This is a genomic window from Photorhabdus asymbiotica (assembly GCF_003634575.1).
In the GTDB taxonomy this organism is placed as follows: Bacteria; Pseudomonadota; Gammaproteobacteria; order Enterobacterales; family Enterobacteriaceae; genus Photorhabdus; species Photorhabdus asymbiotica.
In genome coordinates this window covers 139,491-164,630 of the sequence record NZ_RBLJ01000002.1, presented here as the reverse complement: position 1 = coordinate 164,630, position 25,140 = coordinate 139,491, and the positions used below count along the sequence as shown (strand labels likewise).

Genomic DNA, 25,140 nt, shown 5'->3' with positions numbered 1-25,140 from the left:
GATATGTCAAACATTCAATTCAGTGCTGTATCCGCTATAACATCTACGTTCGAAGACCAACCTAAAGTCGGGGTAGAGAATCGGGAATTACAAGTCATTAGCGCAAAAATGGCGAGTATGGAGCCTCTGGCTAAGTCTCTAAATCAACAGGTTGAATCGGGGACTGTTAGCATGAGCCAGCTAATGAAACTGATCGGTATGATAATCGATTCATCAAAAGAGTTGCGTTCACAATTGCTATTCAATCGAATTGATGAAGCGATGTCCACGTTGGAATTGGGCATCGCTTTGGCACAAAACAAAAAGGAAACTGCGCAGGTTAAATTTGGTCTTAATATGGCTATATCTCTTGTTTCCATGACAATCCAAACAGCATCTGCATACCAAACCAGCAAGTTTAAGACAGTAAAAGATAAACATTTGCCGGAGGGCAAAGTTTCTGATCTTTCGGCACAACAGCGTAACGAAATCTCTGCAACATTACAGCAAGCCAGAACGGCTAAATATAATAATGTTACTAACTTAGCTCAAATGTCCAATAAGATTGGTTCTGATGGGGTTGAGTTTTTACATGCTGATAATGTGCAAAATGATGAGGAAAATCAGGCATCAAAAGAGACGAAGCAGAAATTTGACGAGCAACTTACACAATTCATTGAGAGTTTAGGTAATGAATTGGTGCAATTGCTAAAGATGATGGAAGCTATTCAGGGTGCAACTTTGGTTACTAACCGTTAATTGAGGAGGAGCGAGCGCTTGTCGCTCGCACTATCAGTATATGGCTATATTACCAACTTCTTTTTCGCAATACAGGGGAATTAGGGCTATTTCATCGCCTGAATCTCCAGGTCGAGCGACTGAACATAAACTTAATGATAAGGGTAAGATTCGACGAGTTCGTGATATCAAATCCGCTGAGCGACTTGTTAAAAAAAGACCTAAATTATTCCGGATTAGGTCTGTTCAATCAACGCGAAGAAATCAGCGCGATTTTGCCAGACGAGTTAATGGGGATCTTCTTAGAGCAATTAGTGACTGGCATGGCTATGTTGATCAGTTACCTGAACCAGAAGATCTGGATGATGCCACGCTCTTTGTTGTTCAATCAGCATATCATTCTCGTTATTTATACCCCAAAGATGTTTATGAAAAATTAAGTGTGTATCTTGAGAAACTAGAGATGAATACTGATAATTTACTCGAGGTAGATGCTGAACTTATTCAAAATCTTTTGGCAAGAGACAATCTAATATCTGATTTGATGACGCTATTAAATTTATGTCGTTGTTATGAAAAGCATAAAGTTAGATTAAAGCAAAGAGGTGTTAATGAATAAAAAAATACCTTCGAAGAAAATCAGACATTCTAATACCAGCAGTTTAAGTCTGGACCCTTATGAAATGCTTAAGAATAAATCAAAACGATTAAGCTGGAATGGATTGTCAAACCCAGACATTTTTCTTGATAAGGCTGCGACTATTGAATGGTTTTCCCTGCTGCGTGATTACTCTGATGAAATGGTAAATTTAGCCATTATTGAAGGGATTTTTGATAATAAATTTCATAATATTTCATTTATTTTGAGTTTGGTTCAATCAGAGGATTTCAGGGAAAAATCCTCTATGGAAGTTTATAATCTGTTATATAATTTTATTTGCAGTATGCCAAAAACACTCCGGGACTGGATTGATGATGAGGATTTTTCAATGAGTCAAAACGTATTGGCTTTATTATCGAAAAACCGAGGGAGTGTTTAAATGGAAGAGAAGGAAAATTTTTTACCTTTGCTTGAATTAGATGGTGCTTTTTTTAAACAATTTAATCGGGTGGTAGGTAAACGCTTTGATAATGAAGACTTATCTATCGATTTTAATGGCTTACATAATACAGATGAGTTAGAACAGGACGTTTTTCTTCTGCGTATTGAGCATGTAGGAATAAGTGGCGAGTTTTACCTATCTTGTTTAGAGGCACGGCGAATATTTAATGTAGATACTAAACTATTCTCCCCCTCTTATCTTGAGTATATTTTTACTCATTATATGGGAAAGTATGGCATTAAGTTTGAGCGTTATATCAGTAAGAGTGAACGGGAGCAGCAGCCTATTTTAGTCTCTGCTAAAGCTAAAGTACACGATGAATACTATTCAATCCTGTGTGATTTAAACCACTTAAAGATTGATTCGGAATATCTCCGAGGGCGAAAACGTTCCTGGCCAGGAACGTTGAAGTTGTCTCTGGATGTGATTTTGTTTGAAACATTACTGGAAACTCAAGAGATTCGTGATTTGAGTAATGAAGATCTTGTTTTATTGTGTGATAAATAAATGACGAAAGACCATATTGAATCTTTTTTGCTGCGCCTGGAAAATAATGAAGAGCAAGTTTTTGAATTTTTCCAGGATTATTTGCTTCTTCCGATTCTTCCTTTTTTTCAGTTGGTACATATTGTTAATACTGAAGAGATCATGGAGGCATTGGCAAACATCGATAAGACATTTGGTAGCATGATGATTCGTGTAGATGGGTATTTAACGGTTGCTATCGCTGAAAAGAATTATCAGGAAAAAGAGCTGAGGAATATGGTCATTCACATTTTACAAATTATGAGATTTTAATATGTTAGAACCTAGAATATCTGTTGCCTCAGGTAATAATAATGTCAATGCTGATTCTCCAGCAGTTGAATCTGAAATATCTCAAGTGGGTGTCACAAATTCAATTATTACAGGAGGCAGCAGCCAAATAATACATGCGCATAATGAGCAGCCATCTGCCGTGCGTGCAGAGCAACCTTTATTGAGGTCAGCAGATGGAGAAATAACAGCAAAAACAAAGAAACAAGCAAAACTGAGAACATCTAATTCAATTAGTAATAAGAGTAAAGCCATAGCCCATGTAGGGACTTTAACTCTCGCTTCTGTTATTGGAATTGCTTTGGCTCCATTTACCGCAGGAATCAGTTTGTTACCTACGGCATTTGTGGTGTTGTTTGGTAATGCTTCTGCTATGGCGATGTATGGGGGTTCCCAGTATTTGTTGGGTAATCCTCAAGGAAATAATGAGAATAAATCGGATATAGATAAACCACGGGAGCCGTTGCATGAGCCAGATTTTCACTCCCCTAATAGGTCAGCACGTCGTTGGTCAGTACCTGTTGTTGATGGAGAAGCTCAGCAACCTGATATTTCTGAAACTGATCATTCAGAAGAAGTAAAAATAGATAATCCAGAAAGCGAGAGTGAAAAATCTGAACGTATTGATCAAGACATAATTGATGAGAAAGCCCGCTACGAAGATAAAAATGATAAGCATCAACCCACGCTTATTGAGCAATTAAAAGAAAAGCTCAAGGATGTCCCGGTTATTAAATACGTTGAACACGCAAATGAAATTGATCAAGTGGATTTTACTGATCAATTGCAGGAGTTGCCGAATTCAGAAAATATCATAAATTCTTCGGACATGGTGGCTGTAGCGCAGCGAATGATTCATCTTGAAAATGGGATGAAACTCTATATAGGAGAAGTAGTGCCGTTGACGGAGGAATTTGTGCCAGTAACTGAGAGACAACAGTGGCCGCCAGTGAAGACGGATTATGGGATGAAAACCACGCAGGGGGCAATATCCGGGCGGGGCGATAATCATACCCGTGGCGTGAGGCATAATGCGCCAGTGTCGGAGCAGACACCACAGGTTGCCAGTCCAGCGCCGGGAACTGCTTTGTCGGTTGAGAAACAACAACAATGGCCGCCAGTGAAGGCGTATTATGGGGTGAAAACTTCGCAGGGGGCGGTATCCGGGCGGGGTGCTAATTATACCGCCGGAGTGATGAATAACGAGTCAGAGATGAAGCAGACACCACAGGTTGCCAGCCCGGTGCCGGGAACTGCGGCGGCGGTTGAGAAACAACAACAATGGCCGCCAGTGAAGGTGGATTATGGGGTGAAAACTTCGCAGGGGGCGGTATCCGGGCGAGGTGCTAATTATACCGCCGGAGTGATGAATAACGAGTCAGAGATGAAGCAGACACCACAGGTTGCCAGTCCAACGCCGGGAACTGCGTTGTCGGTTGAGAAACAACAACAATGGCCGCCAGTGAAGGCGTATTATGGGGTGAAAACTTCGCAGGGGGCGGTATCCGGGCGGGGTGCTAATTATACCGCCGGAGTGATGAATAACGAGTCAGAGATGAAGCAGACACCACAGGTTGCCAGTCCGGCACCGGGGACTGCGTCGTCGGTTGAGAAACGGCAATGGCCGCCAGTGAAGGTGGATTACGGGGTGAAAACTTCGCAGGGGGCGGTATCCGGGCGGGGTGCTAATTATACCGCCGGAGTGATGAATAACGAGTCAGAGATGAAGCAGACACCACAGGTTGCCAGTCCGGCACCGGGGACTGCGTCGTCGGTTGAGAAACGGCAATGGCCGCCAGTGAAGGTGGATTACGGGGTGAAAACTTCGCAGGGGGCGGTATCCGGGCGGGGCGATAATCATACCCGCGGCGTGAGGCATAATGCGCCAGCGTCGGAGCAGACACCACAGGTCGCCAGCCCGGTGCCGGGGATTGCGGCAGCGGTTGAGAAACAACGGTGGCCGACCGTGAAGGCGGATTATGGGGTGAAAACTTCGCAGGGGGCGGTATCCGGGCGGGGCGATAATCATACCCGTGGCGTGAGGCATAATGCGCCAGTGTCGGAGCAGACACCACAGGTTGCCAGTCCGGTGCCGGGAACTGCGTCGTCGGTTGAGAAACAACGGTGGCCGACCGTGAAGGCGGATTATGGGGTGAAAACTTCGCAGGGGGCGGTATCCGGGCGGGGCGATAATCATACCCGCGGCGTGAGGCATAATGCGCCAGCGTCGGAGCAGACACCACAGGTTGCCAGCCCGGTGTCGGGGACTGCGGCGGCGGTTGAGAAACAACAACAATGGCCGCCAGTGAAGGCGTATTATGGGGTGAAAACTTCGCAGGGGGCGGTATCCGGGCGGGGTGCTAATTATACCGCCGGAGTGATGAATAACGAGTCAGAGATAAAGCAGACACCACAGGTTGCCAGCCCGGTGCCGGGGACTGCGGCAGCGGTTGAGAAACAACGGTGGCCGACCGTGAAGGCGGATTACGGGGTGAAAACTTCGCAGGGGGCGGTATCCGGGCGGGGCGATAATCATACCCGCGGCGTGAGGCATAATGCGCCAGCGTCGGAGCAGACACCACAGGTTGCCAGCCCGGTGCCGGGGACTGCGGCAGCGGTTGAGAAACAACGGTGGGCGACCGTGAAGGCGGATTACGGGGTGAAAACTTCGCAGGGGGCGGTATCCGGGCGGGGCGATAATCATACCCGCGGCGTGAGGCATAATGCGCCAGCGTCGGAGCAGACACCACAGGTTGCCAGCTCAACGCTGGGGTCGTCATCGGTTGAGAAACAACGGTGGCCGACCGTGAAGGCGGATTACGGGGTGAAAACTTCGCAGGGGGCAGTATCCGGGCGGGGTGATAATCATACCCGCGGCGTGAGGCATAATGCGCCAGCGTCGGAGCAGACACCACAGGTTGCCAGCTCAACGCTGGGGTCGTCATCGGTTGAGAAACAACGGTGGCCGACCGTGAAGGCGGATTACGGGATGAAAACTTCGCAGGGGGCAATATCCGGGCGGGGCGATAATCATACCAGTGGAGTGAGGAATAACGTCAACGTTACTAATACAGAAGTGGGAGTAGCAGAGCCGGCAATTATTTCCGATCAAGGGAATAATTATACTGATAGGGTGAGGACTCAAGGATTAGATCCTGAGAAGGTGAAATTATTTTCCCAATCACATCGGGATAATATTGGGATGGACAAGCCGGTGAACTTGAATATTTGGAATCAAAAAGGTGAGACTCGGGTGGTATCTCCATTCAGGCTGAAACAGCTTAATTTTTCACATGAATGATATGGTTCGCTTTGCCTGTTCATGATATTTCACGTTGTTTCCATTGTGTGCAGGGGAGAGCAAAGTTTATTGTTGATTCTTTATTAAGAGTTACCATTGGATAGTATTTTGTTTATTGAAATAGAATCATCATATAAGGCGATTCCCCTGCTTGTATTTAAGCGTGATCGTCACTCGAGTATTATTAAGAAGTCGCAGGTTCGCATTTATAGTGATGCTCATGCATTGCTGATGGCCATTGAAGAGCAGGTTCAGGAGTTCCAGAAACTTATTGAACAGCAAACAGTTCAAATGATAGAGGATAAAGAGCGGGAGTTAAATGAACATATTAGCCATTTACAAGCGTCAGCCATTCATCAATTAACTCTTTCACAGCAGCAATGGCTTGAAAAGGCAGAAGAGCAGTTGAATAAACTGCTCGATACACAGGAAAAAAGACTAAGTGAAGCTATTGCTGATGCCAGGAATAGCATGGCATCAACTATTCGCAACAGACTGATAGAAATGAATCAAAGTGATAGTCTGATTGGCTATTTGAGTGATGCGTTGCATGCTGAATTAAATGACGTAGAGAAGTCATTAGTGATTGTTAAATCTTACAGTGATAACGGAATCACATTAACTATTGAAAATGATGACTGTATGGTGAGTATTAATACGCAAGAATTATTATCTGAACTTAAATCTTGTTTAGAGAATATGTCTTATGATTAAGCAACTTGGGGAGCTTTCTGGTTGGTTAAAGCCAAGTAGCGTTATTATTGCCTTATTATTACCGGCTGTAATACTGTTACCACTCCCAGGATTTGTTATTGATATCTTTGTTCTGTCCAGCTTTATTATCTCGGTAATGCTGCTGGTTATTATGTTGGAGAATGATAAACCATTAAAAGTCACCTTTCTTCCTACGGTGGTGCTGTTACTGACAACTTTCCGACTATTATTATCGATCGCTACAACTAGAAATATCCTTGCAAATGATGAAGTAGGAATGGTCATTGAAATTATAGGCCATTTTGTCATGGGGGCTGGTTTGCTCTCTGGTTTGATTATTTTCGTCATCATTACCATTGTTCAGTTTCTGGTGGTGACAAAAGGCGGGGAGAGGGTCGCTGAAGTAGGGGCTCGTTTTTCTCTTGATGCGATGCCGGGACGTCAGATGACGATTGATGGCGATCTCAAAAACAATATGATTACCGGGGAGCAGGCGCAAGCATTGCGAGCAGAGTTGAGCACAGAAAATAAACTGTTTGGCTCACTGGAAGGCGCAATGAAGTTTATTAAAGGGGATGCGATAGCTGGGATATTGATCAGCCTCGTGAACTTGTTTGGCGGTATTTATGTCGGGATTAATCAATTTGATCTTTCTGTTTCTGAGAGCGTTCAGCGGTTTTCGATATTAACCATAGGCGATGGTTTGGTTTCACAAATTCCAAGTTTATTATTATCAGTAGCCTGTGGGGTGTACCTGACGAGAATTAAAGGGGTAGATGAAAAATCTAGCTCTTTCATGGGGCAACTTACAACTCAGGTTGGCGCGTTTTGGAAAAACTTGGTGCTCATTGGTTTGATCATGATGTTTTTGGGGATGCTCAATACTAACTTAATGTATGTGTGTATTCCTATCTCTATTGTTTGTCTTGCCATCGCATTTTTTCTTCGGCGAGGGCAATCTCACACGGCGATTAAAATTTTGGACGGTGAAGGAAGTGGACTGTTCGAATCTCTAACTTTTCGTCTTAAAGATAGTAAACATCAATGTATTATCTATGATGGTGTGGTTGGAATTGAGAAGCTGCTCTGGGGACAGAGCTTGGGGAAACCTTGCGTAGTAGTGGATACTCATTTAGAAAGTGATATTGAGGTTAGTGTATTAGGGATTAAATTATATTCATTTGTACAAAATAAGGCTATTGGTGTTGACGACATTTTGGGGGATGAGATATTCATTCACTCACCCGAAATAACCAATAATTTAACAGTCATTATTAGTTATTTCTTACGTAAGCGGTTAATTGAGAAATATAATATTCAATTTACAAGTAATATTATTGACGATTTATCTAAATCAAGTGAAGTCATGAAGAAGGAAATTGATTCTGCTATAGGTATCAATCGAGTACATGATGTTATTAAACAGATGATCAATTGCCCCGAATTTTATTTAGATTCTATTAGCTTTTTTGAATCATTGATCTATTGGTCAAGGCTGGATAGCGAACCCAAAAATTGGCTTATGAGAATACGTACTCAAGCTCGCTATGAAATTACTTCTCGTTTAGTCAATCAAGATGGTGTGATTTTTGCTGCAATATTACCTGCTGAATTAACTGAACTGATTGAGTCTTTTGTGAGTGGTGAGGAGGAAAATATAGATATGCTGATGTCAGTGAGACAGTCTTTGCGAGATGAAATTTGTAGGTTAACTGAAAAAAATAAAGTTAAACCGGTATTGGTAGTAAATGATGCAGAAGTCAATTTTGTGAAATCCTTTATGCATCAGGTTGTCTCTTCACTTGCGGTTTGCAGTTATAGTGACATTACTAATTCCAGCCTCATCAAAGATACTGAAATGCTTCAGGTTACAATTCCGTGATAATAGGGTGTAATAGTGGAATCAACAGAACCTAAAAAATATCCGCCTACAGCAAAAAAATTGCGAGATTTGAGAAAAAAAGGGCAGTTTCCGAAAACGGAATTGGCAGAACCTACTTTTTCTATTGTTCTATTCTTTATATCAATATCTCTTTTTATTGTGTTATTGTTCAGTGATTTCAATTATTGGGTTGAATTTATTGTCTATGCTGATTTATCCTCTGGTTTTGACGCTATTTTGGTATCTTTGACTGTTATGATGGTATTTTTTGCCATAGCAAAATTTATCTTTTTTATAGTTAATTGGGTAGTGATTAATAAGGTTGTGTTGAATACGAAAGGGATCGGATTTAATCTTGATAAGATTAATCCAGTTAATGGATTTAAAAATACGTTAGGTTTTGATGCTATTACAAATTCATTTAGAAAAGTGCTGGAACTTGTATTTTTGATTTTTCTACTTAAGTATGTTTTCGATACTTATGGCGTTGAATTAAATAAACTACATAAAGTCAGTAACCCGTCATTTTTTGTGTATGACTTAGTATACTATATAGGGGGAGCATCTCTTCTGATGGTTATCTATGGCATTTGTGTCGGTGCGGTGGACTTTTTATTTGAATCCTATCGGTTTCAAAAAAAGAATCGTATGACGATGACAGAAATGAAAAATGAAATGAAGGATACAGAAGGTTCACCGCTGATAAAAATGGAAAGACGACACAAAATGCGTGAATTAATGAATGAACCTATGACGAAAGGCCGGCGTCCAACTTTTGCATTAGCCAATCCAACGCATATTTTAGTGCCAATTTGTTATGAACCGGAAATTGATCAGGCCCCTATTGTATTGAGTATTTATACTAATGATATGGCATTGGGAAAAAGGAGTTATTACGAGTCGTTAGGGGTGCCAATTATTGAGGATAAGCCATTAGCTAGAAAAATTTTGCATAAGATGAAGCGTGGGGAGAATTATATTGATAAAGAGTTCTACCGCGATATTGCGTTGATTATTGTTGCATTAAATAGGAAAAAAAGTTTTGCTAAAAATTAAGTGCATATGGCTATTCTTCGGCGTAATGAGTATTAGTGCTTGCAGCAGTAAAATCAAGGATGGCAACTTATTCTTGGATATGGACTGGAAACAAGACATATATAATCTGGTTTACACTAATGCTGACGATGTTGATAATTTACGATTCTGGGTGAGACAGCCGCCAGAATACACGGATGGTTCTCCACACCAAAGAGCCTGTGTTGAGGTGCAAGAAGCAATGAAACCATCCAGATTTTATATTGCAAACCTCAGTACCTATGGTTTTGATGAGATTTCTAATTGTGGAAAATCTTATTTAAGTGATCCTCACTTTGTTAAAGGAAAAAATCTTCAACCTTTCAGTGATGAAAGTTGGAATAAGCGTTCAGATGTTACTGTTCAGTTTGGTAGTGATAATGGGAATAAGAGTTCAGCCGTTGCTACTCAATTTGGTGGTAGTAAATTGGTTCATCTTATTTTTTCAGAATTATTTCCGGTTAATGAATCACAGTTGACCAGTAAAGGTAAAGCTACGTTACTGGTAGTCATAAAGGAACTGTCATCAATACCCGTCTCTGAAATGACTATTTACGGTATCGCAGATTCATCAGGAAATTATCCGATGAATAAAGTATTAGCCAATAAGAGAGCTGAATCTGTTCGTCAATTCTTGATTGAGGAAGGTCTGCGAGATATTCCGATTTTTATACGAGGCAGTGTCGAGAACAGTGAAAGTACAGCATTACAACGCGTACAGCAGCGTCGTTTTATGATTGAGGTGAGGTTAGCACCATGAATAATCGAAAATTTATCTTCTTAATGCGTGATTTCATTCAGTCAGTGAAAGCTTCAGGTACAAATTTTGATGGCAATCAAGCATTAGTGGGAATGTATGGTGAGATAGAGTGTAGGATTGAAGATGGAACACGTGTTGGGTTGCCGGGGCATTTGATTTTGCTTATATCATTAAGTAAAGCTCGTTTGGACCCAGTGAAGGCTCTCGAATTGAATGGTAATTTCCATTTGATGTTAGATAGTTACATCGCTTCAATTAATAATGCAGGCTATTTTTTAGTTAGAAGTTTTCTAATACCGGAGCACACCAATCAGTTGCATGACTATCTTAATGAAACGGTTGAACTTGTCCGGAATTTGATGAAAGAGAAGTTAATATAATGTGGTTGATTGAATTTACAGAGGGGTATTTGAATGGATTGACATTGCCTATTGAATCAACGCTATTGCTAACCGGTGAACGGGAAGTCGCGGACAATAACACGTTGAGCATTCCAGAATATCTTTCTGGTAATGTAAATCTTGTTATAAAACTTGAAGAAAAAGGGCTTTATTTAAATGGGTGGAAAAAGAGAACCGTAAAATTAAAAGAAAATGTTATTTATTCAATTTCAGGTTTGAGGTTTTTCGTTTTTTCCCAAGGCAATCGTAACCCAAAGCTTAAGCGCTTCTATTTTATGCGCTATGGTACCTTAGGGTTAATGACCTTTTTATTGAGTTTATTTGTATTGATCGCGGTATTGTTTCTTATCCAACATCAGCAGGAAAAAAACATTGGTGAGTATTTTAATAAGGCGGGCAGTGGATATATAAAAGATGGAAAACTTTATGTGTTTGATCAAAAAATAAAACAACAACTCCCTGATGGCTGGCAAAATCAAACTAAGGTTATTCAGAGTGATAATTATCCGGCAGCTGCACATCTGAATGTTGGAGTTGTATCTAATAGCAGTGGTAAACCACTCTCTTATCAGCTGATAGATAAAGAGAATTACACGCAAATTCGTGTTGATTTTCCTGAAAAGGAAATGCTGATAATGCAATTATTTGGCGAATACGGAATAACTTTTGTACGTAAAGGCGATGCCTGGTTAGTGAATGACCTTGCCAAAGCAAGCCAATTGTTAAAATCTAAAGGGTACAACTCTGAACTTTCTCAATTGAAATCAAATTATGATGATAGTCAAATAATTGATGCACAAGACTTCCCTTATTCAGTATTTTTTTCAACTCAGGGAGGAGGATATATATATGATCAACAAGTGCGTTATTGGGAAGGAAGCAATGTACCGGGGTTTGGGGTAATTGATTCAATTTCTGAAGAAAAGATTATTTTTAAGAAAGACAACAAAAGTAAAGTTTATTTCATTCATAGATAATAGGTAACTATATGGCAGATTCAATAAATTTTTCTTATGGTAATAATAATGTAGTAAATTCTGAAGCATCATTTTTGAGTTTTGATGCGCTTACTCAGCGAAAAAAATTCGTCGATGATACTGTCACGGTATTGGACAGTAAAACTGTAGAAAGTACTTTCAAACAGGCCACCTCTACCCACAGAGATCCGTTGAGCCTGATTGATGCATTGCTTTCGAAATATATCATTACGCAGACTAAAAAAGCGGAAGCTTTAGCCGTAGAAATATCAGATAAGTCTAAGGCCATAGCAGAGATAAATCGTCTTTGGGGAACGCTGATGACGGAGAATATATCTAAGTTAGACCCGACAAAAATAGATAAGACAACGAATATTTATTCTAATAGTAGCTCTGTATATAATGAAATTGATAGGTATATAAAAGAAACACTGAAAGATTCTTCAGGGATAAATGCTATTACTGGGGGTAAGAATTCTGTTAACTACGATCAGTTACAATCAATGAATGCCACTATGACCGCATATTCAGATAGCACTCAGGTGGATTTAGATAAGTTGCAGCAAGATTTTAAAAATATGATGACACAGATCACTTCAGCTCAGGAAGAAATTCGAGATGTCCGCCGAGCTGTAGTTTCTTTCGCTGAGAGGTAATAAACTATGCGTGTAAAGCTAGACGTTGTGGTGGCTAATTGTAGCATGACACTTGATGAGCTAATTCATTTGCAGAAAGGACAAGTAAAGTCATTAATGAATTTTGTTCAGTCAGAAGTAATACTCAAAAGTGGAAATCAAGTGATTGCTACAGGAATTTTAGTGAAGGTTGATGAACAATTTTGTGTAGCGATTGACCAGGTAAACCAAATAGCAGAATAATAAAATTGACGTCACTGGAATAACAGTGGCGTCCGACATATCGACTAGCGTAACCCAAAAAGCACTCAGAATTGTTTTAAGGCGTTGTTACGGGAGTCAGTGACAAATTTTTCTTTAGCCAAGACATAGAAAAAAATTACAACGCAATTGCAACCGCTTATCATCTTATCGAACAAATTAAAACAGAGTATCAGACCTCAACAGGGAAAATCGATTTAGCTCACAAAAGTTCATAAAAAATAAAGAAAAAATAGCCGCGTCCGATAAGATATCAATTAACTATAAATATAAATAAAGTTATGAGATGAAATATGCATTACTAACTCAAGACCAGGCTCTAGCATACTTAACAGCGTTTGAGAATGATATTAAATCATGGCGAGATTCTATTTATTCAATAGTCGATCCATTGTCATCATTTACTGGTAATATAAAAGATGCTCTTGGAGTTTTTAAAGTCGCTAAACATTTAAAATTACCGAATATTGGAATGGTTAAACATATAAAAAATGAATTAAAAGGGAATGGTGAAAGATAACAGGTATATACCCAATAGATTTCGAGTTGCAGCGCGGCGGCAAGTGAACGAATCCCCAGGAGCATAGATAACTCTGTGACTGGGGTGAGTGAAAGCAGCTAACAAAGCAGCAACTTGAAGGATGAAGGGTATATAGTAAATCATCATGGATGGCTCCGAATAAGTATGTTAAGGACATTTCACTTTGTCATAAGCATATGTTTAGTTGGTTGAATAGCCTACGGGGATCTCACCCGTAGGTTACTCAAAACAATTGTGTCCATTTTGATACCTATTTCCTATTGAATCCAGGGTTGAACACCTAGCAGAGATCAGCCCTTGTTTTTTACCATTCAAAGACAAATAAATCATGTATGACATAAAATTACCATCCTAGTTTTTTATAATTCAACCTAATATTCTAAGTAAGTCAAGTATGTAACCCAACACATAAGTAAAAATTGCAATAGTAATATAAATCAAGAAATAAAAATCTAAAATGTTGTTTGTTACTTGCATTAAAGTTGAATGTAAAAATGGTGATTAAAATCACTATTTTTTTTATTTGGTTCTTTAATGGCTGGTTTTAAAAGAAGTTTATTCAAACCTCTAAATTGTAAATGTTTATCTTTAATTCCTAACATAGTTTTAAAGCCATTAAGGCTAACAAGTCTATCCCCAGTTATTTTAAATTTCATCAATAACTTATAAATTCGAATGCTATGTGTTCTCTTTAGCACAGAAACTTTTTTTACCGAGGGAGTCAGTCTGACTACTGCTTTCAACAGTGCTGTAAAAAATCAGGAAAAAACTTTTCTTAATTATTTCGTATGATATTTGACGACTAAGCAAGTTCATTAACATGACTTATAACAACCAATCAACAAAACTGACAGTCGTGTTGGACCCGTTTTCCTACAAACCGGTTGATTAGGTAATATCATTTTGGCTGACTTAAAATATACTACGTGACAATGCTGGACATAGGAGCATCAATAGCCCAAGGGAACAGTTCTTCCTAAATCTGAAAACGGAATGGATACATGAGTTTTAGGGAAACCAGCATGGCAATTACGCTTCAAGTTCAGAGGCTTACAATCATAGCTTTTGCCAATTACATCAACTTCTTTTACCTTGAAAAGGTATAACCGACAACATCTCAGAGAGACAAATTATCCTTTATTAAAAAAATGAAAGAACCTGTTGATATGCTATTTTGCATGTATAACAATATAAGAGATCTTGATAGGAAGAGTCTGAGTTTCATGAAATATGTTATAAATATTATTGTTGTCTTTGATCCAAAAGAAAAAACATTAGCATTATTCAATAATCCATTAAACACAGTAAAACTCTCAAATCCAGCCAGCCGTCTATTTCTTGAGTTAATAAAAAATAATGGTGAAACGATCCCCAGAGAAGATTTACTGAAGAATGTTTGGGAAGATTATGGTTTTACAGGTTCAAATAGTAATTTAAATTCTTACATAAGCGAAATAAGAAAAAATCTTGCCTGCTTAAGTACCGATTTGACCGTAATTAAAACCATCCCAAAAGTAGGTTTTCGACTGGAGGCAGATATACAAGTATCATTGCAGGAATCTCCCGAAGAAGAAAACAACGCAGATACAGATATAATAATATCAGAGTCAGATATTAATAGCTTGCATAGAAAAGATCGACCGAGAGTGGAGGATCTTGAAGGTGAAAATCGTGTTCTTAAAGAACACAGGAATAACCATGTAAATAAATGGTTAAAAGCCCGTATTTTTTTAGGTATTGTGTTTATCTTTTTGTTACTTTCCTTTTATGTATTTTATCTGTCGAAAAGGACAGTAGAAATATCCCAAGAACATTATTCCTATCTTTATAAAACAGGCAAATGCAAAGTGTTTTCGCTCGATTATAAACTCGGTTATTCTAAGGCAACATTAAGAGAGATGGCTGAACAAGATATTAGCAACGAAAAGATTGATTGCCAGAGCGTAAAACAGTCCATTTTCCATCGAAGAATTATGCCTGAGAATAATATTGCAAAAACGTACTTTATTGGAGTTTGCTCCATAGCACCGTCAGGAAAATATAACCATTGCCTCTCTATTATAAATCACTACGGAGAATCTATATGACATATCGTAGTTTTTTTCTATTTATTCTAGCAGTAGTGCTATTTATAATCTCGTTCATCTATAAATCCTCTTACGTGAAAACCAGACCATTGAATTGTGAAGCAGAGGTGATTATCAGAAAGAAGATTAAAGATGAAATAATAACTCTGCATGTAAATACTATTCATCTCTTTCATGGGAACGGAAAAGGTACTATTAGCATTTATGGTACTCTTCAGGATGGAACAAAACATTATATTCTGGATAGAATAATTAGTTTTACCTATTCCGATGACGATAATAACGGAATTTATGTTGTAAAATATACGAATTCACAACCTAAAACTATCGATAATACGCCTACTAATTTAATGTCTTTTTTTTATGAGATTGGGAACAATGACTATTATATAGAATTATCTCGACTGAGAAAAAATACATTACTATTTAGTCAGTTATCAAAGAGCCCCATAATATGCTTAATGAATTAATATAGCATTTGATTATTCAAGAAAATATATTTTAACTAGAGGGGAGGCTATTTTAGCCTCCCTGAGATACCCAATTGCAATTGAGCTTAATATAATGATAGCTGTATAAGTGATTACCTTAAACTTGCTAACAGTTATGCAGAATGTTTTGAATGGAAAGTCTCTAAGATAGACTGGTCAAAAACAAATAATCATCAAAGTTGTTTATACAGGGAATATGATGATTTAGAACTATCAGTGAAGAAATTTTTGAAGATCATTCTATTAATGAGATTATGTCTAGCAGTGAAACGATTTACTATATATACCCGTTATCTTTCAAGTTGCCTCTTTGTTGGCTGCACTCACTCACCCCGGTCACAGAGTTATCTATGCTCCCGGGGATTCGCTCCTTTGCCGTCGCGATGCATCTTGAAATCCATAGGGTGTAAATAATTCATCTTTAGACTTTGCGATAGCTTTGAATCCAGAGCAGCTCCATGCTATTTTTTTGCTTGTTATTAATAATGTGCCACAATATCACTATTTTTTTGATGAAAATAAAAAATGGGGCTTTGTTATGAGCTATGAGGGATATATAGATTTTGAGTTTCCTAATTTACCCTGAAACATATCAATAAGGCTGGCAGATTTTCCAGCCTTTTATGATCATCTTACCTTATAATTCCCAAGCAGCTATTTCATTCGCAACTTAATTTCCCTAAGCTGGTTATGTTGCCACCGGTTGTTTAGGATAACAGCCTTTTGTTAATGCTATTTTTAATACCGGTAGCATCCAGCCCTAAATCAGCTCTGATTTCTTCCTGGCTACCTTGTGGTACAAACTGGTCAGGTAGGCCAAGATTCAGAATCTGAATATGATGACCTTCTTGCATCAGTAGTTCATTAACACCGCTTCCAGCCCCGCCCATAATGGCATTTTCTTCCAGGGTAACCAGTAAATCATGGCTGCCAGCCATTTCTAGGATCAATTCTTTATCCAGTGGCTTAACAAAGCGCATATCAATAACGGTAGCATTCAGTGATTCAGCGGCGGTTATTGCATCGGGTAACAGGGTACCAAAGTTTAGGATAGCTACTTTTTTACCTTGACGACGAATGACACCTTTACCAATGGGTAATTGCTCAAAGGGTTGAAGTTCTGCGCCGGTTCCTGCTCCTCGTGGATAGCGCACGGCTACCGGACCTTGCTGATAATGATAGCCTGTATGTAGCATCTGACGACATTCGTTCTCGTCACTTGGTGCCATAATTACCATGTTAGGAATGCAACGTAGGAATGAGAGATCAAAGGCTCCTTGGTGTGTTTGACCATCAGCCCCAACGATACCACCACGATCTATTGCAAACAGAACAGGCAGGTTCTGGATTGCAACATCATGGATAACTTGGTCATAAGCACGTTGTAGGAATGTTGAATAGATAGCGACAATAGGCTTATAACCACCAATTGCCAAACCTGCGGCAAAAGTGACGGCATGTTGCTCTGCGATAGCGACATCAAAGTATTGATCCGGATATTCGCGGGAGAAACGCACCATACCAGAACCTTCACGCATCGCCGGGGTGATTGCCATTAGTTTTTTATCATTAGCCGCTTCTTCGCATAACCACTCCCCAAAGATTTTAGAGAAAGTGGGGCGGTTGTCTGAGCTCTTAGGTAATGTCCCCGTCGCTGGATCAAATTTAGGTACTGCATGCCAGCTAATAGGATCTTTTTCGGCGGGTGCATAGCCACGACCTTTTTTGGTCATGATGTGCAGTAGCTGTGGCCCTTTCAATTCCCGCATGTTTTTCAGCGTTTGGGTCAATGTCAGTACATCATGCCCGTCAATTGGCCCAATGTAGTTAAAGCCCAGTTCTTCAAATAGAGTGCCAGGAATGACCATTCCTTTGATATGTTCTTCTGTCTTTTTCAGTAGTTCTTTAATCGGTGGTAGGTTGGAAAAGACCTTTTTTCCACCTTCCCGCAATGTGGTGTAGAGTTTGCCGGAAAGCAGCTGAGCCAGATGGTTATTTAGCGCACCAACATTCTCTGAGATAGACATTTCGTTGTCATTGAGAATGACCAGTATATCCGGGTCAATATCCCCAGCGTGGTTCATCGCTTCGAAAGCCATACCGGCAGTTATCGCGCCGTCACCAATAACGCAGACGGTACGGCGGCCTTTGTTTTCCCGTTGAGCGGCAATTGCCATGCCTAATCCGGCGCTGATAGAGGTCGATGAATGCCCGACGCATAAGGTGTCGTATTCACTTTCATCCCGCCATGGGAAAGGATGAAGTCCATTTTTTTGACGAATAGTATCAATACGATCTCGACGTCCTGTCAGAATCTTATGAGGATAAGCCTGATGACCGACATCCCATACCAGCTTATCGAAAGGCGTTTTATAAACATAATGTAACGCCACAGTCAGCTCAACGGTACCAAGACCAGAGGCAAAATGGCCACTAGAGCGACTGACACTGTTTAGCAGGAATTGCCGAAGTTCATCACATAACTTCGGCAGGCTCTCTTTTGGCAACATACGAAGTTCTTCAGGATTTTCCGCTAATGCCAATGTTGGGTATTTGGCTATATCAATGCTCATTTGATGCTCGTTAAGAAGTGTTTATTAATCGAGTTGCCAGTGGATAAATTTACCAGCAAACCTTAGCTATTACGTTCAATGATAAAGCTGGCAAGTGTGCGCAGCGTTGTTGTGTTATAGGATTTTTCTTCCAGTTTATTCAGCGCTTTTAGCGCTTCTTGATACAGTTCGTGTGCTTTTTGCTGTGCTTGTTCTAACCCCAGTAATGCGGGGTAGGTGCTTTTTCCTAACTGTTGGTCGCTGCCTTGACGTTTCCCGATCATTTCGGTACTGCCAATAACATCAAGAATATCATCCTGAACTTGGAAAGCGAGGCCAATAGCTTGAGCATACTGATCCAATTCAGGTAAAACGTCATGACCACTCTGGCCGGCACCATAGGCTCCCATTTTGACAGCACAACGGATAAGAGCTCCAGTTTTATGGCGATGAATTTGTTCTAACGCCTGAAGGTCAATGTGTTTTCCTTCAGCTTCTAAGTCCAGAGATTGGCCGCCACACATGCCAGCTATGCCACTGGCAGTCGCCAATTCAGCCAGCATTTCAAGACGATTAGCTGTTGTAACATCTGGCATTTCTCTTTTAGATAAGATTTCAAATGCCAGGGCTTGTAATGCATCTCCCGCCAGAATAGCGTGAGCTTCACCAAATTTGATATGACAGGTTGGTTGTCCACGGCGTAAATCATCGTTATCCATGGCGGGTAAGTCATCATGAATTAAGGAATAAGCGTGAATACATTCAACGGCTGCTGCTGGAGCATCCAGATTATTGGCAGATAATCCAAACATTTCACCAACGGCATAAACTAAAAATGGGCGCAGGCGTTTGCCACCAAGTAAAGCGCCATGCTGCATTGCTCGAACCAGTGGGCTATTTGGAAATGTCAGTGAAGATAATGTGCTTATCAGAACCTTATTGACCCGTTGCTGATAGGTTTTAAGCTGTTGTTCAAATTGAATGGAATTTTGTTCAGACATAGGTTTATTCAGTATCCGGGGAGAAATTACTCAGCGGAGATTGGGTGTCATCGTTAAGAAGAATTTGTACCCGCTGTTCTGCTTGTTGCAAAGTCTGTTGTCCCTGACGGGCTAATTGAATACCACGCTCAAACTCGTTCAGGGCGTCTTCCAGTGCCAGTTCACCTGATTCTAGTCGGATGACAATTTGTTCCAATTCTTTTAATGAACGTTCAAATGTCATTGCCGGTGCGGTTTCTGGTGTACTATTTGTGCTTTCTGATGTTGCATTTTTCTTTGGCATAATCTTTTACTATCTTATACAGAGTTCGCCTGAGGGATGCAGACTATCCTATTATGCTGGTACAAACAAATCCTTAACTGGCTTTGTATTTTTTACGCGCTATGTAGCGAGATGGTGTTATACTTCGCAGCCTGATTTGACTACCAGAACCTGATTGTCAGTCGTATTTATCAAAACTCCTAACCACTACTATAACTCACTATGAAGTTTATTATTAAATTATTCCCAGAAATCACGATTAAGAGCCAAACTGTTCGTTTGCGCTTTATTAAAATTCTTGCCAGTAATATTCGCAATGTGCTTAAAACGTTGGGAGATAATATTGCGGTGGTTCGCCATTGGGATAATATCGAAGTTCGTACCAAAGATGAAAACCTTGGCTCTCAAATTTGTGATGTGCTGACACGTATCCCTGGTATCCATCATATTCTGCAAGTGGAAGAGCGTGAATTTCGTGATATGCATCATATCTTTGAACAAGCTTATGAGGTTTATAGCGAATCGCTCCATAATAAGACATTTTGTGTTCGGGTTAAACGCCGTGGTAAACATGAATTTACTTCCAATGAAGTAGAACGCTATGTCGGCGGTGGTTTAAACCAGCATATTGAATCTGCGAAAGTAAAACTCAATCATCCTGATGTTACCGTTAATTTGGAAATTGATCAGGATGTGCTGATTTTGGTAAAAGCCCGTTATGAGGGAATTGGTGGTTTTCCTATCGGAACGCAGGAAGATGTGTTATCCCTGATTTCTGGTGGATTTGATTCCGGTGTTTCCAGCTATATGTTAATGCGCCGTGGTTGTCGTGTTCACTATTGCTTCTTCAATCTTGGCGGTTCTGCTCATGAAATTGGTGTGAAGCAAGTCGCTCATTATCTTTGGAATCGTTTTGGTAGTTCCCATAAGGTCCGTTTTGTTGCGGTGGATTTTGAGCCTGTTGTCGCTGAAATTTTGGAAAAAGTTGATGATGGTCAAATGGGTGTCGTGCTTAAAAGGATGATGGTAAGAGCGGCATCTAAAGTTGCAGAACGTTATGGGGTGCAGGCTATTGTTACCGGTGAGGCTTTAGGGCAGGTTTCTAGCCAAACATTGACTAATCTGCGTTTGATTGATAATGCATCGGATACGTTGATTCTGCGGCCACTGATTTCTCATGATAAAGAGCACATTATCAGGTTGGCACGTGAAATTGGCACTGAGGATTTTGCCCGTACAATGCCTGAATTTTGTGGTGTGATTTCAAAAAGTCCGACGGTGAAAGCAGTCAAAGCTAAAATTGAAGCAGAAGAAGCGAATTTCGATTTTAATATTCTGGAGAGAGTTGTCAGTGAAGCTCAGAATATTGATATTCGCCAGATCGCAGAACAAAGCAGTGAGCAAGTGGTTGAAGTTGAGACAGTAACGGAATTCGCTCCAACGGATGTATTGCTGGATATTCGCTCGCCCGATGAACAAGATGATCGGCCATTACAGTTGAATGGTATAGAGATTAAATCATTGCCATTCTATAAGTTGAGTAGCCAGTTTGGTGATTTGCCAAAAGAGAAAACTTATCTGCTCTATTGTGAACGTGGAGTCATGAGTCGTTTGCAAGCCCTTTATTTAACTGAGCAGGGTTTTGATAATGTGAAGGTTTATCGGCCTTAATTAATTGCTTTCATTAAACATTTGGGGTTCCTATTACGTGAACCCCAATTCATCGTATCAAGTAAGATATTTTTGTCTATTTTTTCAGTCCTGATAAGAATATACACCTTGTGGCAATATGAGTTGAGTTGCGACTTCTGCTGCTGTTTCTTGTCCTTTTAATAATTCGATGAGTTTTAATGCGAAATCGAAAGCGGTTGCTGGTCCCTGACTGGTCAATAAATTGACACGATCATCAAAACAGACTCTGCAATCAATCCATTTATCGGACGAAATTTTGTCTTGCAAACTAGGGTAGCCGGTCATCTTACTATCAGGGAATAAATTGTGATGTTCTAGCACGATGGCAGGTACGGCACAAATTGCAGCGATAATTTTTCCTTGATAATGTGCTTGGCGGATTTTTTCGATAATGAGCGGGTTGTCACGGAAACATTCTGCTCCCTGCATACCGCCGGGTAAGACGATGGCATCGAAGGATTCATCAATAACTTTTTCCAAAGGGATGTCAGCGACCAGTTTCACGCCTCTGGAGCAGGTTAAAACCAGTTCTCCATCTTCGGCGGTGCTGGCGATCGTAACTCTGATGCCAGCCCGCACCAATAAATCGATCGTTGTAACGGCTTCTGTTTCTTCACTACCGTGAGCCAGGCAGATGAGTGCTGAAGTATTCATAATTATCCTCCTTGTGTTTTATCAGGTTATAGATACGGGTATTTTCAGGAGTCGCCAAACCATGTGCACGGGCACGGCGCAATAAATAACCGGTGATATAGTCAATTTCAGTACGACGTTTTGCGCGGATATCCTGCAACATAGAAGAGTAGTTTTTTGCTGTGAGATCAATTACATCGTAAACATAGGTAGTCAAGTTATCGATAGAAGCATGCATGTTTTCTCGTTGCATAACCTGAATAATTTCTTCGCACAAAACATTTAATTGTTCTGGGTAGTGAAGTAAATCGCCATTCCGGCATTCGTAAAGTGCAGTCAGTGGGTTTATGACACAGTTAGCGGCAAGTTTCAGCCAGCTAATAGAGAGAATTTCATCATGCCATGTAACATTCGGTAAAGATTGATGTAATACATTAGCTAAAGAGTTGAGTCCGGTTGCATTTGGCGTTGCTGAGCCAATATATGTTAGCCCGGAAGCAGTATGATAAACCTGCTGGTCATTCTGATATGCACCATGAGTCGTGATACCAAGAAGCATTGGATTAGGCGCTGATAACAATTCTTCCTGGGTACCCATGCCATTGTGTAGTAATAAGATTAGACAATCAGGTGAAAGTTTGGGGAGTAAGCTATTCACTGCATCAGCGACTTGCCATGCTTTCAGGCACACAATCAGTAATTCACTGTTGGCAAGATGGTCATTGTTATTCGTTGGGATGGATTGGTTGAATACTTCTCCATTAATTTCGTTAATACAAACAGATAAATAAGATTGGGAAGTTTTTAACCAACCCTGTACTTGATGTTTCTGCCGTGATAATGCTGCCAGCCACAGTTTTCCTATGGCACCACAGCCAAGAACGGTTATCTTCATATATACCTTTTGAAAGACGCTGTCATAATGAATGGAAATAACAAGATCTCGCTAATCCGAGTATAGAGCTTTTGCTGATAATAGAAAGCGGTTATCATGCCAACTTATTGATTATCAGGAGGTCACGGATAATGCCATCTTTCGATATTGTCTCAGAAATTGATATACATGAAGTTCGCAATGCGGTAGAAAACGCACAGCGCGAACTTGCTACCCGCTGGGATTTCCGTAATGTCAGCGCTAGTTTTGAATTAAATGAAAAAAGTGAATCTATCAAGATTGCCAGTGAGTCGGATTTTCAAGTAAATCAATTGGTTGATATTATACGTGAAAAGCTGGCTAAGCGTGGCATCGATGGCGCTGCATTGAATATCCCTGATGATATGTTGCACAGTGGTAAGACTTACAGTATTGAAGCAACTTTGAAGCAGGGAATTGATACCCCTACGGCGAAGAAGATCGTGAAGCTGATTAAGGATAGCAAGCTGAAAGTGCAGGCTCAGATTCAGGGTGAGCAGGTGCGGGTAACAGGCAAAGCGCGTGATGATTTGCAAAGTGTTATTGCATTGGTTCGCGGAGCAGAGTTAGGACAGCCATTCCAGTTTACTAATTTCCGGGATTAATTCTTCGCCCAATAGATTGATATATCTATACCCAATAAATTTCGAGTTGCAGCGCGGCAGCAAGTGAACGAATCCCCGGGAGCATAGATAACTCTGTGACCGGGGTGAGTGAGTGCAGCCAACAAAGAGGCAACTTGAAAGATAACGGGTATAGATAACTCTGTGACTGGGGTGAGTGAAAGCAGCCAACAAAGCAGCAACTTGAAGGATGAAGGGTATAGTCTAATACGGAGAGGGGTATTCCTGATAGGAAACCCCATTCCCGATTTGCCTTAATATTGAACCAGAGTGAGTGGGTTTTTATTCGTTTTTTATATGTTCCGGTTTGATACTTAATCTATCGTGTCATTATTAGCTATCAATTGCTCAAGTTGTGCTCTGCTCGTCTGTTTGGTATCTACTTTTATGTAAGCGCTGCACTCTTCCAGTACAATAACGACTTCGCAAACACCCGGCTGAATAAGAATTTTTTGCTCTAACAATGCTTTATTGACTATATTTTTGGGCAGCGAAATTCTGATACTGCTGACATAGGAAGGTTGTTTCATTGTCGTGCTGACGATAAACCAAATGATTGTCAGGGCAATGCCTGCCATAAATACCAATGGTGCTCCCTTTAATTCATATAACCAACCACCAAGGCTACCACCTAAAGCGACACCTAAAAATTGGCTGGTGGAATAAACACCCATAGCTGTACCTTTATAACCCGCCGGTGCTTCTTTACTGATAAGTGATGGCAGGATAGCTTCCATTATATTGAAAGCAATAAAGAAAATTTGTATTCCAATAAAAATCACCCATAAATGGAGCCCCGCTGACCATAAAACAATTTCAGCAATAAATAGCATCGCGATACATAACAGAAACACTTGTTTCATGCGGCGCTTTTTTTCTGCGTAAATAATGAAAGGTAAAACAGATAAGAATGAAATCAGCATGGTGATCAGGTAAACCTTCCAATGCTGTGGTGCGGGAAACCCTGCTTTCTGCATAGCTAAAGGCAAAGCGACAAAACTTGCCATTAATAAAGTGTGCAAACTGAGAATGCCAAAGTTAAGTTTCAGCAACTGGCTATCAGCGAGAACTGTATGGAAGTTGTGACGAACAATGCCTGATTCACGGTTAAGAATACGTTTGTCTGTAGAGGGAACAGCAAATAATGTTATCAGAATGCCACAACCGGCCAGAATGGTAATTCCCCAGAACAAGCCATTTAATCCAATGGCATGAGTCAGGATAGGGCCGAGCACAATCGCTATAGCGAAAGTAATTCCGAAGCTAATGCCAATAAAAGCCATTGCTTTAGTTCGATTTTGTTCTCGGGTTAAATCAGAAAGCAGAGCCATAATTGCAGCCGATATAGCTCCAGCTCCCTGTAATGCTCTCCCAATTATTATGTTCCAGATGGAATCGCCGAGAGCTGCAATAATACTGCCAAGAACGAAGAGTATTAGTCCGCCAATAATTAGAGGCTTACGGCCAATTTTGTCTGAAAGCAGGCCAAAAGGTATCTGGAAAATTGCTTGAGTTAAACCATAAATACCAATAGCAATACCGATAAGTACTTCGGAAGAACCTTTTAGGTTAAGGCCATAGGTTGTTAAAACAGGAAGAACCATGAACATACCTAACATACGCAGAGAAAAAACTGAGCCTAAGCCCCATGTTGCTCGAAGCTCAAGTGGCGTCATTTTATTATCGTTCATGATTACCTCGAAT

Annotated in this window: 26 protein-coding genes and 2 pseudogenes; 20 read left to right on the top strand and 8 right to left on the bottom strand. The window is 40.3% G+C overall.

Features of this window, described 5'->3' with window-relative positions; all coding sequences use genetic code 11:
* The first annotated feature begins 3 nt into the window (after nucleotides 1–3).
* The 16 genes and pseudogenes from BDD30_RS07410 to BDD30_RS24875 form a co-directional block, all read left to right on the top strand.
* Nucleotides 4–738, top strand: a complete 735-nt coding sequence (locus BDD30_RS07410; protein ID WP_015835574.1) for a hypothetical protein — start codon at nucleotides 4–6, stop codon at nucleotides 736–738.
* A gap of 40 nt (nucleotides 739–778) precedes the next feature.
* A complete protein-coding gene (locus tag BDD30_RS07405) occupies nucleotides 779–1,336 on the top strand; it encodes a hypothetical protein (protein WP_015835573.1) in 558 nt (185 codons plus the stop codon).
* The gene (locus tag BDD30_RS07400) at nucleotides 1,329–1,757 is read left to right on the top strand and encodes a hypothetical protein (RefSeq protein ID WP_015835572.1); all 429 of its coding nucleotides are present in this window, start codon (nucleotides 1,329–1,331) and stop codon (nucleotides 1,755–1,757) included. Before BDD30_RS07405 ends, BDD30_RS07400 begins: the two co-directional genes overlap by 8 nt.
* The gene (locus tag BDD30_RS07395) at nucleotides 1,758–2,327 is read left to right on the top strand and encodes a hypothetical protein (protein WP_049795219.1); all 570 of its coding nucleotides are present in this window, start codon (nucleotides 1,758–1,760) and stop codon (nucleotides 2,325–2,327) included.
* Nucleotides 2,328–2,618: a hypothetical protein gene (locus BDD30_RS07390; protein WP_041382362.1), complete on the top strand. Its 291-nt coding sequence runs from the start codon at nucleotides 2,328–2,330 to the stop codon at nucleotides 2,616–2,618.
* A 1-nt stretch (nucleotide 2,619) separates the two neighbouring features.
* On the top strand, nucleotides 2,620–5,937 hold the full coding sequence (locus BDD30_RS07385) for a hypothetical protein (RefSeq protein WP_015835570.1): 3,318 nt from the start codon (nucleotides 2,620–2,622) through the stop codon (nucleotides 5,935–5,937).
* A 96-nt stretch (nucleotides 5,938–6,033) separates the two neighbouring features.
* On the top strand, nucleotides 6,034–6,651 hold the full coding sequence (locus tag BDD30_RS07380; protein ID WP_015835569.1) for a hypothetical protein: 618 nt from the start codon (nucleotides 6,034–6,036) through the stop codon (nucleotides 6,649–6,651).
* Complete coding sequence (locus BDD30_RS07375; RefSeq protein ID WP_015835568.1) at nucleotides 6,644–8,533, top strand: FHIPEP family type III secretion protein; 1,890 nt, start codon at nucleotides 6,644–6,646, stop codon at nucleotides 8,531–8,533. Before BDD30_RS07380 ends, BDD30_RS07375 begins: the two co-directional genes overlap by 8 nt.
* Nucleotides 8,534–8,548: 15 nt before the next feature.
* Nucleotides 8,549–9,589, top strand: a complete 1,041-nt coding sequence (locus BDD30_RS07370; RefSeq protein ID WP_015835567.1) for an EscU/YscU/HrcU family type III secretion system export apparatus switch protein — start codon at nucleotides 8,549–8,551, stop codon at nucleotides 9,587–9,589.
* On the top strand, nucleotides 9,576–10,367 hold the full coding sequence (locus BDD30_RS07365) for an OmpA family protein (RefSeq protein ID WP_041382358.1): 792 nt from the start codon (nucleotides 9,576–9,578) through the stop codon (nucleotides 10,365–10,367). Before BDD30_RS07370 ends, BDD30_RS07365 begins: the two co-directional genes overlap by 14 nt.
* Nucleotides 10,364–10,747: a hypothetical protein gene (locus BDD30_RS07360; protein ID WP_041382356.1), complete on the top strand. Its 384-nt coding sequence runs from the start codon at nucleotides 10,364–10,366 to the stop codon at nucleotides 10,745–10,747. The genes BDD30_RS07365 and BDD30_RS07360 overlap by 4 nt, the downstream gene beginning before the upstream one ends.
* On the top strand, nucleotides 10,747–11,745 hold the full coding sequence (locus BDD30_RS07355) for a hypothetical protein (protein ID WP_015835564.1): 999 nt from the start codon (nucleotides 10,747–10,749) through the stop codon (nucleotides 11,743–11,745). Before BDD30_RS07360 ends, BDD30_RS07355 begins: the two co-directional genes overlap by 1 nt.
* A gap of 11 nt (nucleotides 11,746–11,756) precedes the next feature.
* Nucleotides 11,757–12,401 carry a hypothetical protein gene (locus tag BDD30_RS07350; RefSeq protein WP_015835563.1) on the top strand — a complete coding sequence of 215 codons (645 nt, stop codon included), beginning with the start codon at nucleotides 11,757–11,759 and terminating at the stop codon, nucleotides 12,399–12,401.
* A gap of 6 nt (nucleotides 12,402–12,407) precedes the next feature.
* Nucleotides 12,408–12,623: a FliM/FliN family flagellar motor C-terminal domain-containing protein gene (locus BDD30_RS07345; RefSeq protein ID WP_015835562.1), complete on the top strand. Its 216-nt coding sequence runs from the start codon at nucleotides 12,408–12,410 to the stop codon at nucleotides 12,621–12,623.
* Between the two features lie 304 nt (nucleotides 12,624–12,927).
* Nucleotides 12,928–13,161 carry a hypothetical protein gene (locus tag BDD30_RS07340; RefSeq protein WP_015835561.1) on the top strand — a complete coding sequence of 78 codons (234 nt, stop codon included), beginning with the start codon at nucleotides 12,928–12,930 and terminating at the stop codon, nucleotides 13,159–13,161.
* A gap of 134 nt (nucleotides 13,162–13,295) precedes the next feature.
* Nucleotides 13,296–13,400 (top strand): annotated as a pseudogene (locus BDD30_RS24875) (DUF1240 domain-containing protein); the annotation flags it as partial.
* 16 nt (nucleotides 13,401–13,416) lie between these two features.
* Here the strand turns inward: BDD30_RS24875 and BDD30_RS24120 are convergent.
* Together BDD30_RS24120 and BDD30_RS25000 are read right to left on the bottom strand one after the other, a co-directional pair.
* Nucleotides 13,417–13,521 (bottom strand): annotated as a pseudogene (locus BDD30_RS24120) (type VI secretion system tube protein Hcp); the annotation flags it as partial.
* Nucleotides 13,522–13,658: 137 nt separating this feature from the next.
* Nucleotides 13,659–13,838 (bottom strand): replication initiation protein, encoded by a 180-nt coding sequence (locus BDD30_RS25000; protein WP_041382353.1) that lies wholly within the window; start codon nucleotides 13,836–13,838, stop codon nucleotides 13,659–13,661.
* A gap of 567 nt (nucleotides 13,839–14,405) precedes the next feature.
* Here BDD30_RS25000 and BDD30_RS07320 point away from each other — a divergent pair.
* Together BDD30_RS07320 and BDD30_RS24995 are read left to right on the top strand one after the other, a co-directional pair.
* Entirely contained in the window at nucleotides 14,406–15,269 is an 864-nt protein-coding gene (locus BDD30_RS07320) for a winged helix-turn-helix domain-containing protein (RefSeq protein ID WP_158307079.1), read from the top strand.
* Nucleotides 15,266–15,739 (top strand): FidL-like protein, encoded by a 474-nt coding sequence (locus tag BDD30_RS24995; protein WP_015835558.1) that lies wholly within the window; start codon nucleotides 15,266–15,268, stop codon nucleotides 15,737–15,739. The genes BDD30_RS07320 and BDD30_RS24995 overlap by 4 nt, the downstream gene beginning before the upstream one ends.
* Before the next feature lie 728 nt (nucleotides 15,740–16,467).
* On the opposite strand, the gene dxs is transcribed toward BDD30_RS24995, so the two are convergent.
* The 3 genes from dxs to xseB form a co-directional block, all read right to left on the bottom strand.
* Nucleotides 16,468–18,333, bottom strand: a complete 1,866-nt coding sequence (gene dxs / locus BDD30_RS07310; RefSeq protein WP_015835557.1) for a 1-deoxy-D-xylulose-5-phosphate synthase — start codon at nucleotides 18,331–18,333, stop codon at nucleotides 16,468–16,470.
* A 62-nt stretch (nucleotides 18,334–18,395) separates the two neighbouring features.
* Nucleotides 18,396–19,313: a (2E,6E)-farnesyl diphosphate synthase gene (gene ispA, locus BDD30_RS07305; RefSeq protein ID WP_015835556.1), complete on the bottom strand. Its 918-nt coding sequence runs from the start codon at nucleotides 19,311–19,313 to the stop codon at nucleotides 18,396–18,398.
* A gap of 4 nt (nucleotides 19,314–19,317) precedes the next feature.
* Entirely contained in the window at nucleotides 19,318–19,596 is a 279-nt protein-coding gene (gene xseB, locus BDD30_RS07300; RefSeq protein ID WP_015835555.1) for an exodeoxyribonuclease VII small subunit, read from the bottom strand.
* 201 nt (nucleotides 19,597–19,797) lie between these two features.
* On the opposite strand from xseB, the gene thiI reads away from it, so the two are divergent.
* Entirely contained in the window at nucleotides 19,798–21,246 is a 1,449-nt protein-coding gene (gene thiI / locus BDD30_RS07295) for a tRNA uracil 4-sulfurtransferase ThiI (protein WP_015835554.1), read from the top strand.
* Nucleotides 21,247–21,330: 84 nt separating this feature from the next.
* On the opposite strand, the gene yajL is transcribed toward thiI, so the two are convergent.
* Nucleotides 21,331–21,921 (bottom strand): protein deglycase YajL, encoded by a 591-nt coding sequence (gene yajL, locus BDD30_RS07290; RefSeq protein ID WP_015835553.1) that lies wholly within the window; start codon nucleotides 21,919–21,921, stop codon nucleotides 21,331–21,333.
* Complete coding sequence (gene panE, locus BDD30_RS07285) at nucleotides 21,884–22,795, bottom strand: 2-dehydropantoate 2-reductase (RefSeq protein WP_015835552.1); 912 nt, start codon at nucleotides 22,793–22,795, stop codon at nucleotides 21,884–21,886. The genes yajL and panE overlap by 38 nt, the downstream gene beginning before the upstream one ends.
* 131 nt (nucleotides 22,796–22,926) lie before the next feature.
* Between panE and BDD30_RS07280 the strand changes: the two genes are divergently transcribed.
* Entirely contained in the window at nucleotides 22,927–23,418 is a 492-nt protein-coding gene (locus tag BDD30_RS07280) for a YajQ family cyclic di-GMP-binding protein (RefSeq protein ID WP_015835551.1), read from the top strand.
* Between the two features lie 332 nt (nucleotides 23,419–23,750).
* On the opposite strand, the gene BDD30_RS07270 is transcribed toward BDD30_RS07280, so the two are convergent.
* Nucleotides 23,751–25,127 (bottom strand): MFS transporter, encoded by a 1,377-nt coding sequence (locus BDD30_RS07270; protein ID WP_015835550.1) that lies wholly within the window; start codon nucleotides 25,125–25,127, stop codon nucleotides 23,751–23,753.
* Nucleotides 25,128–25,140: the final 13 nt, after the last annotated feature.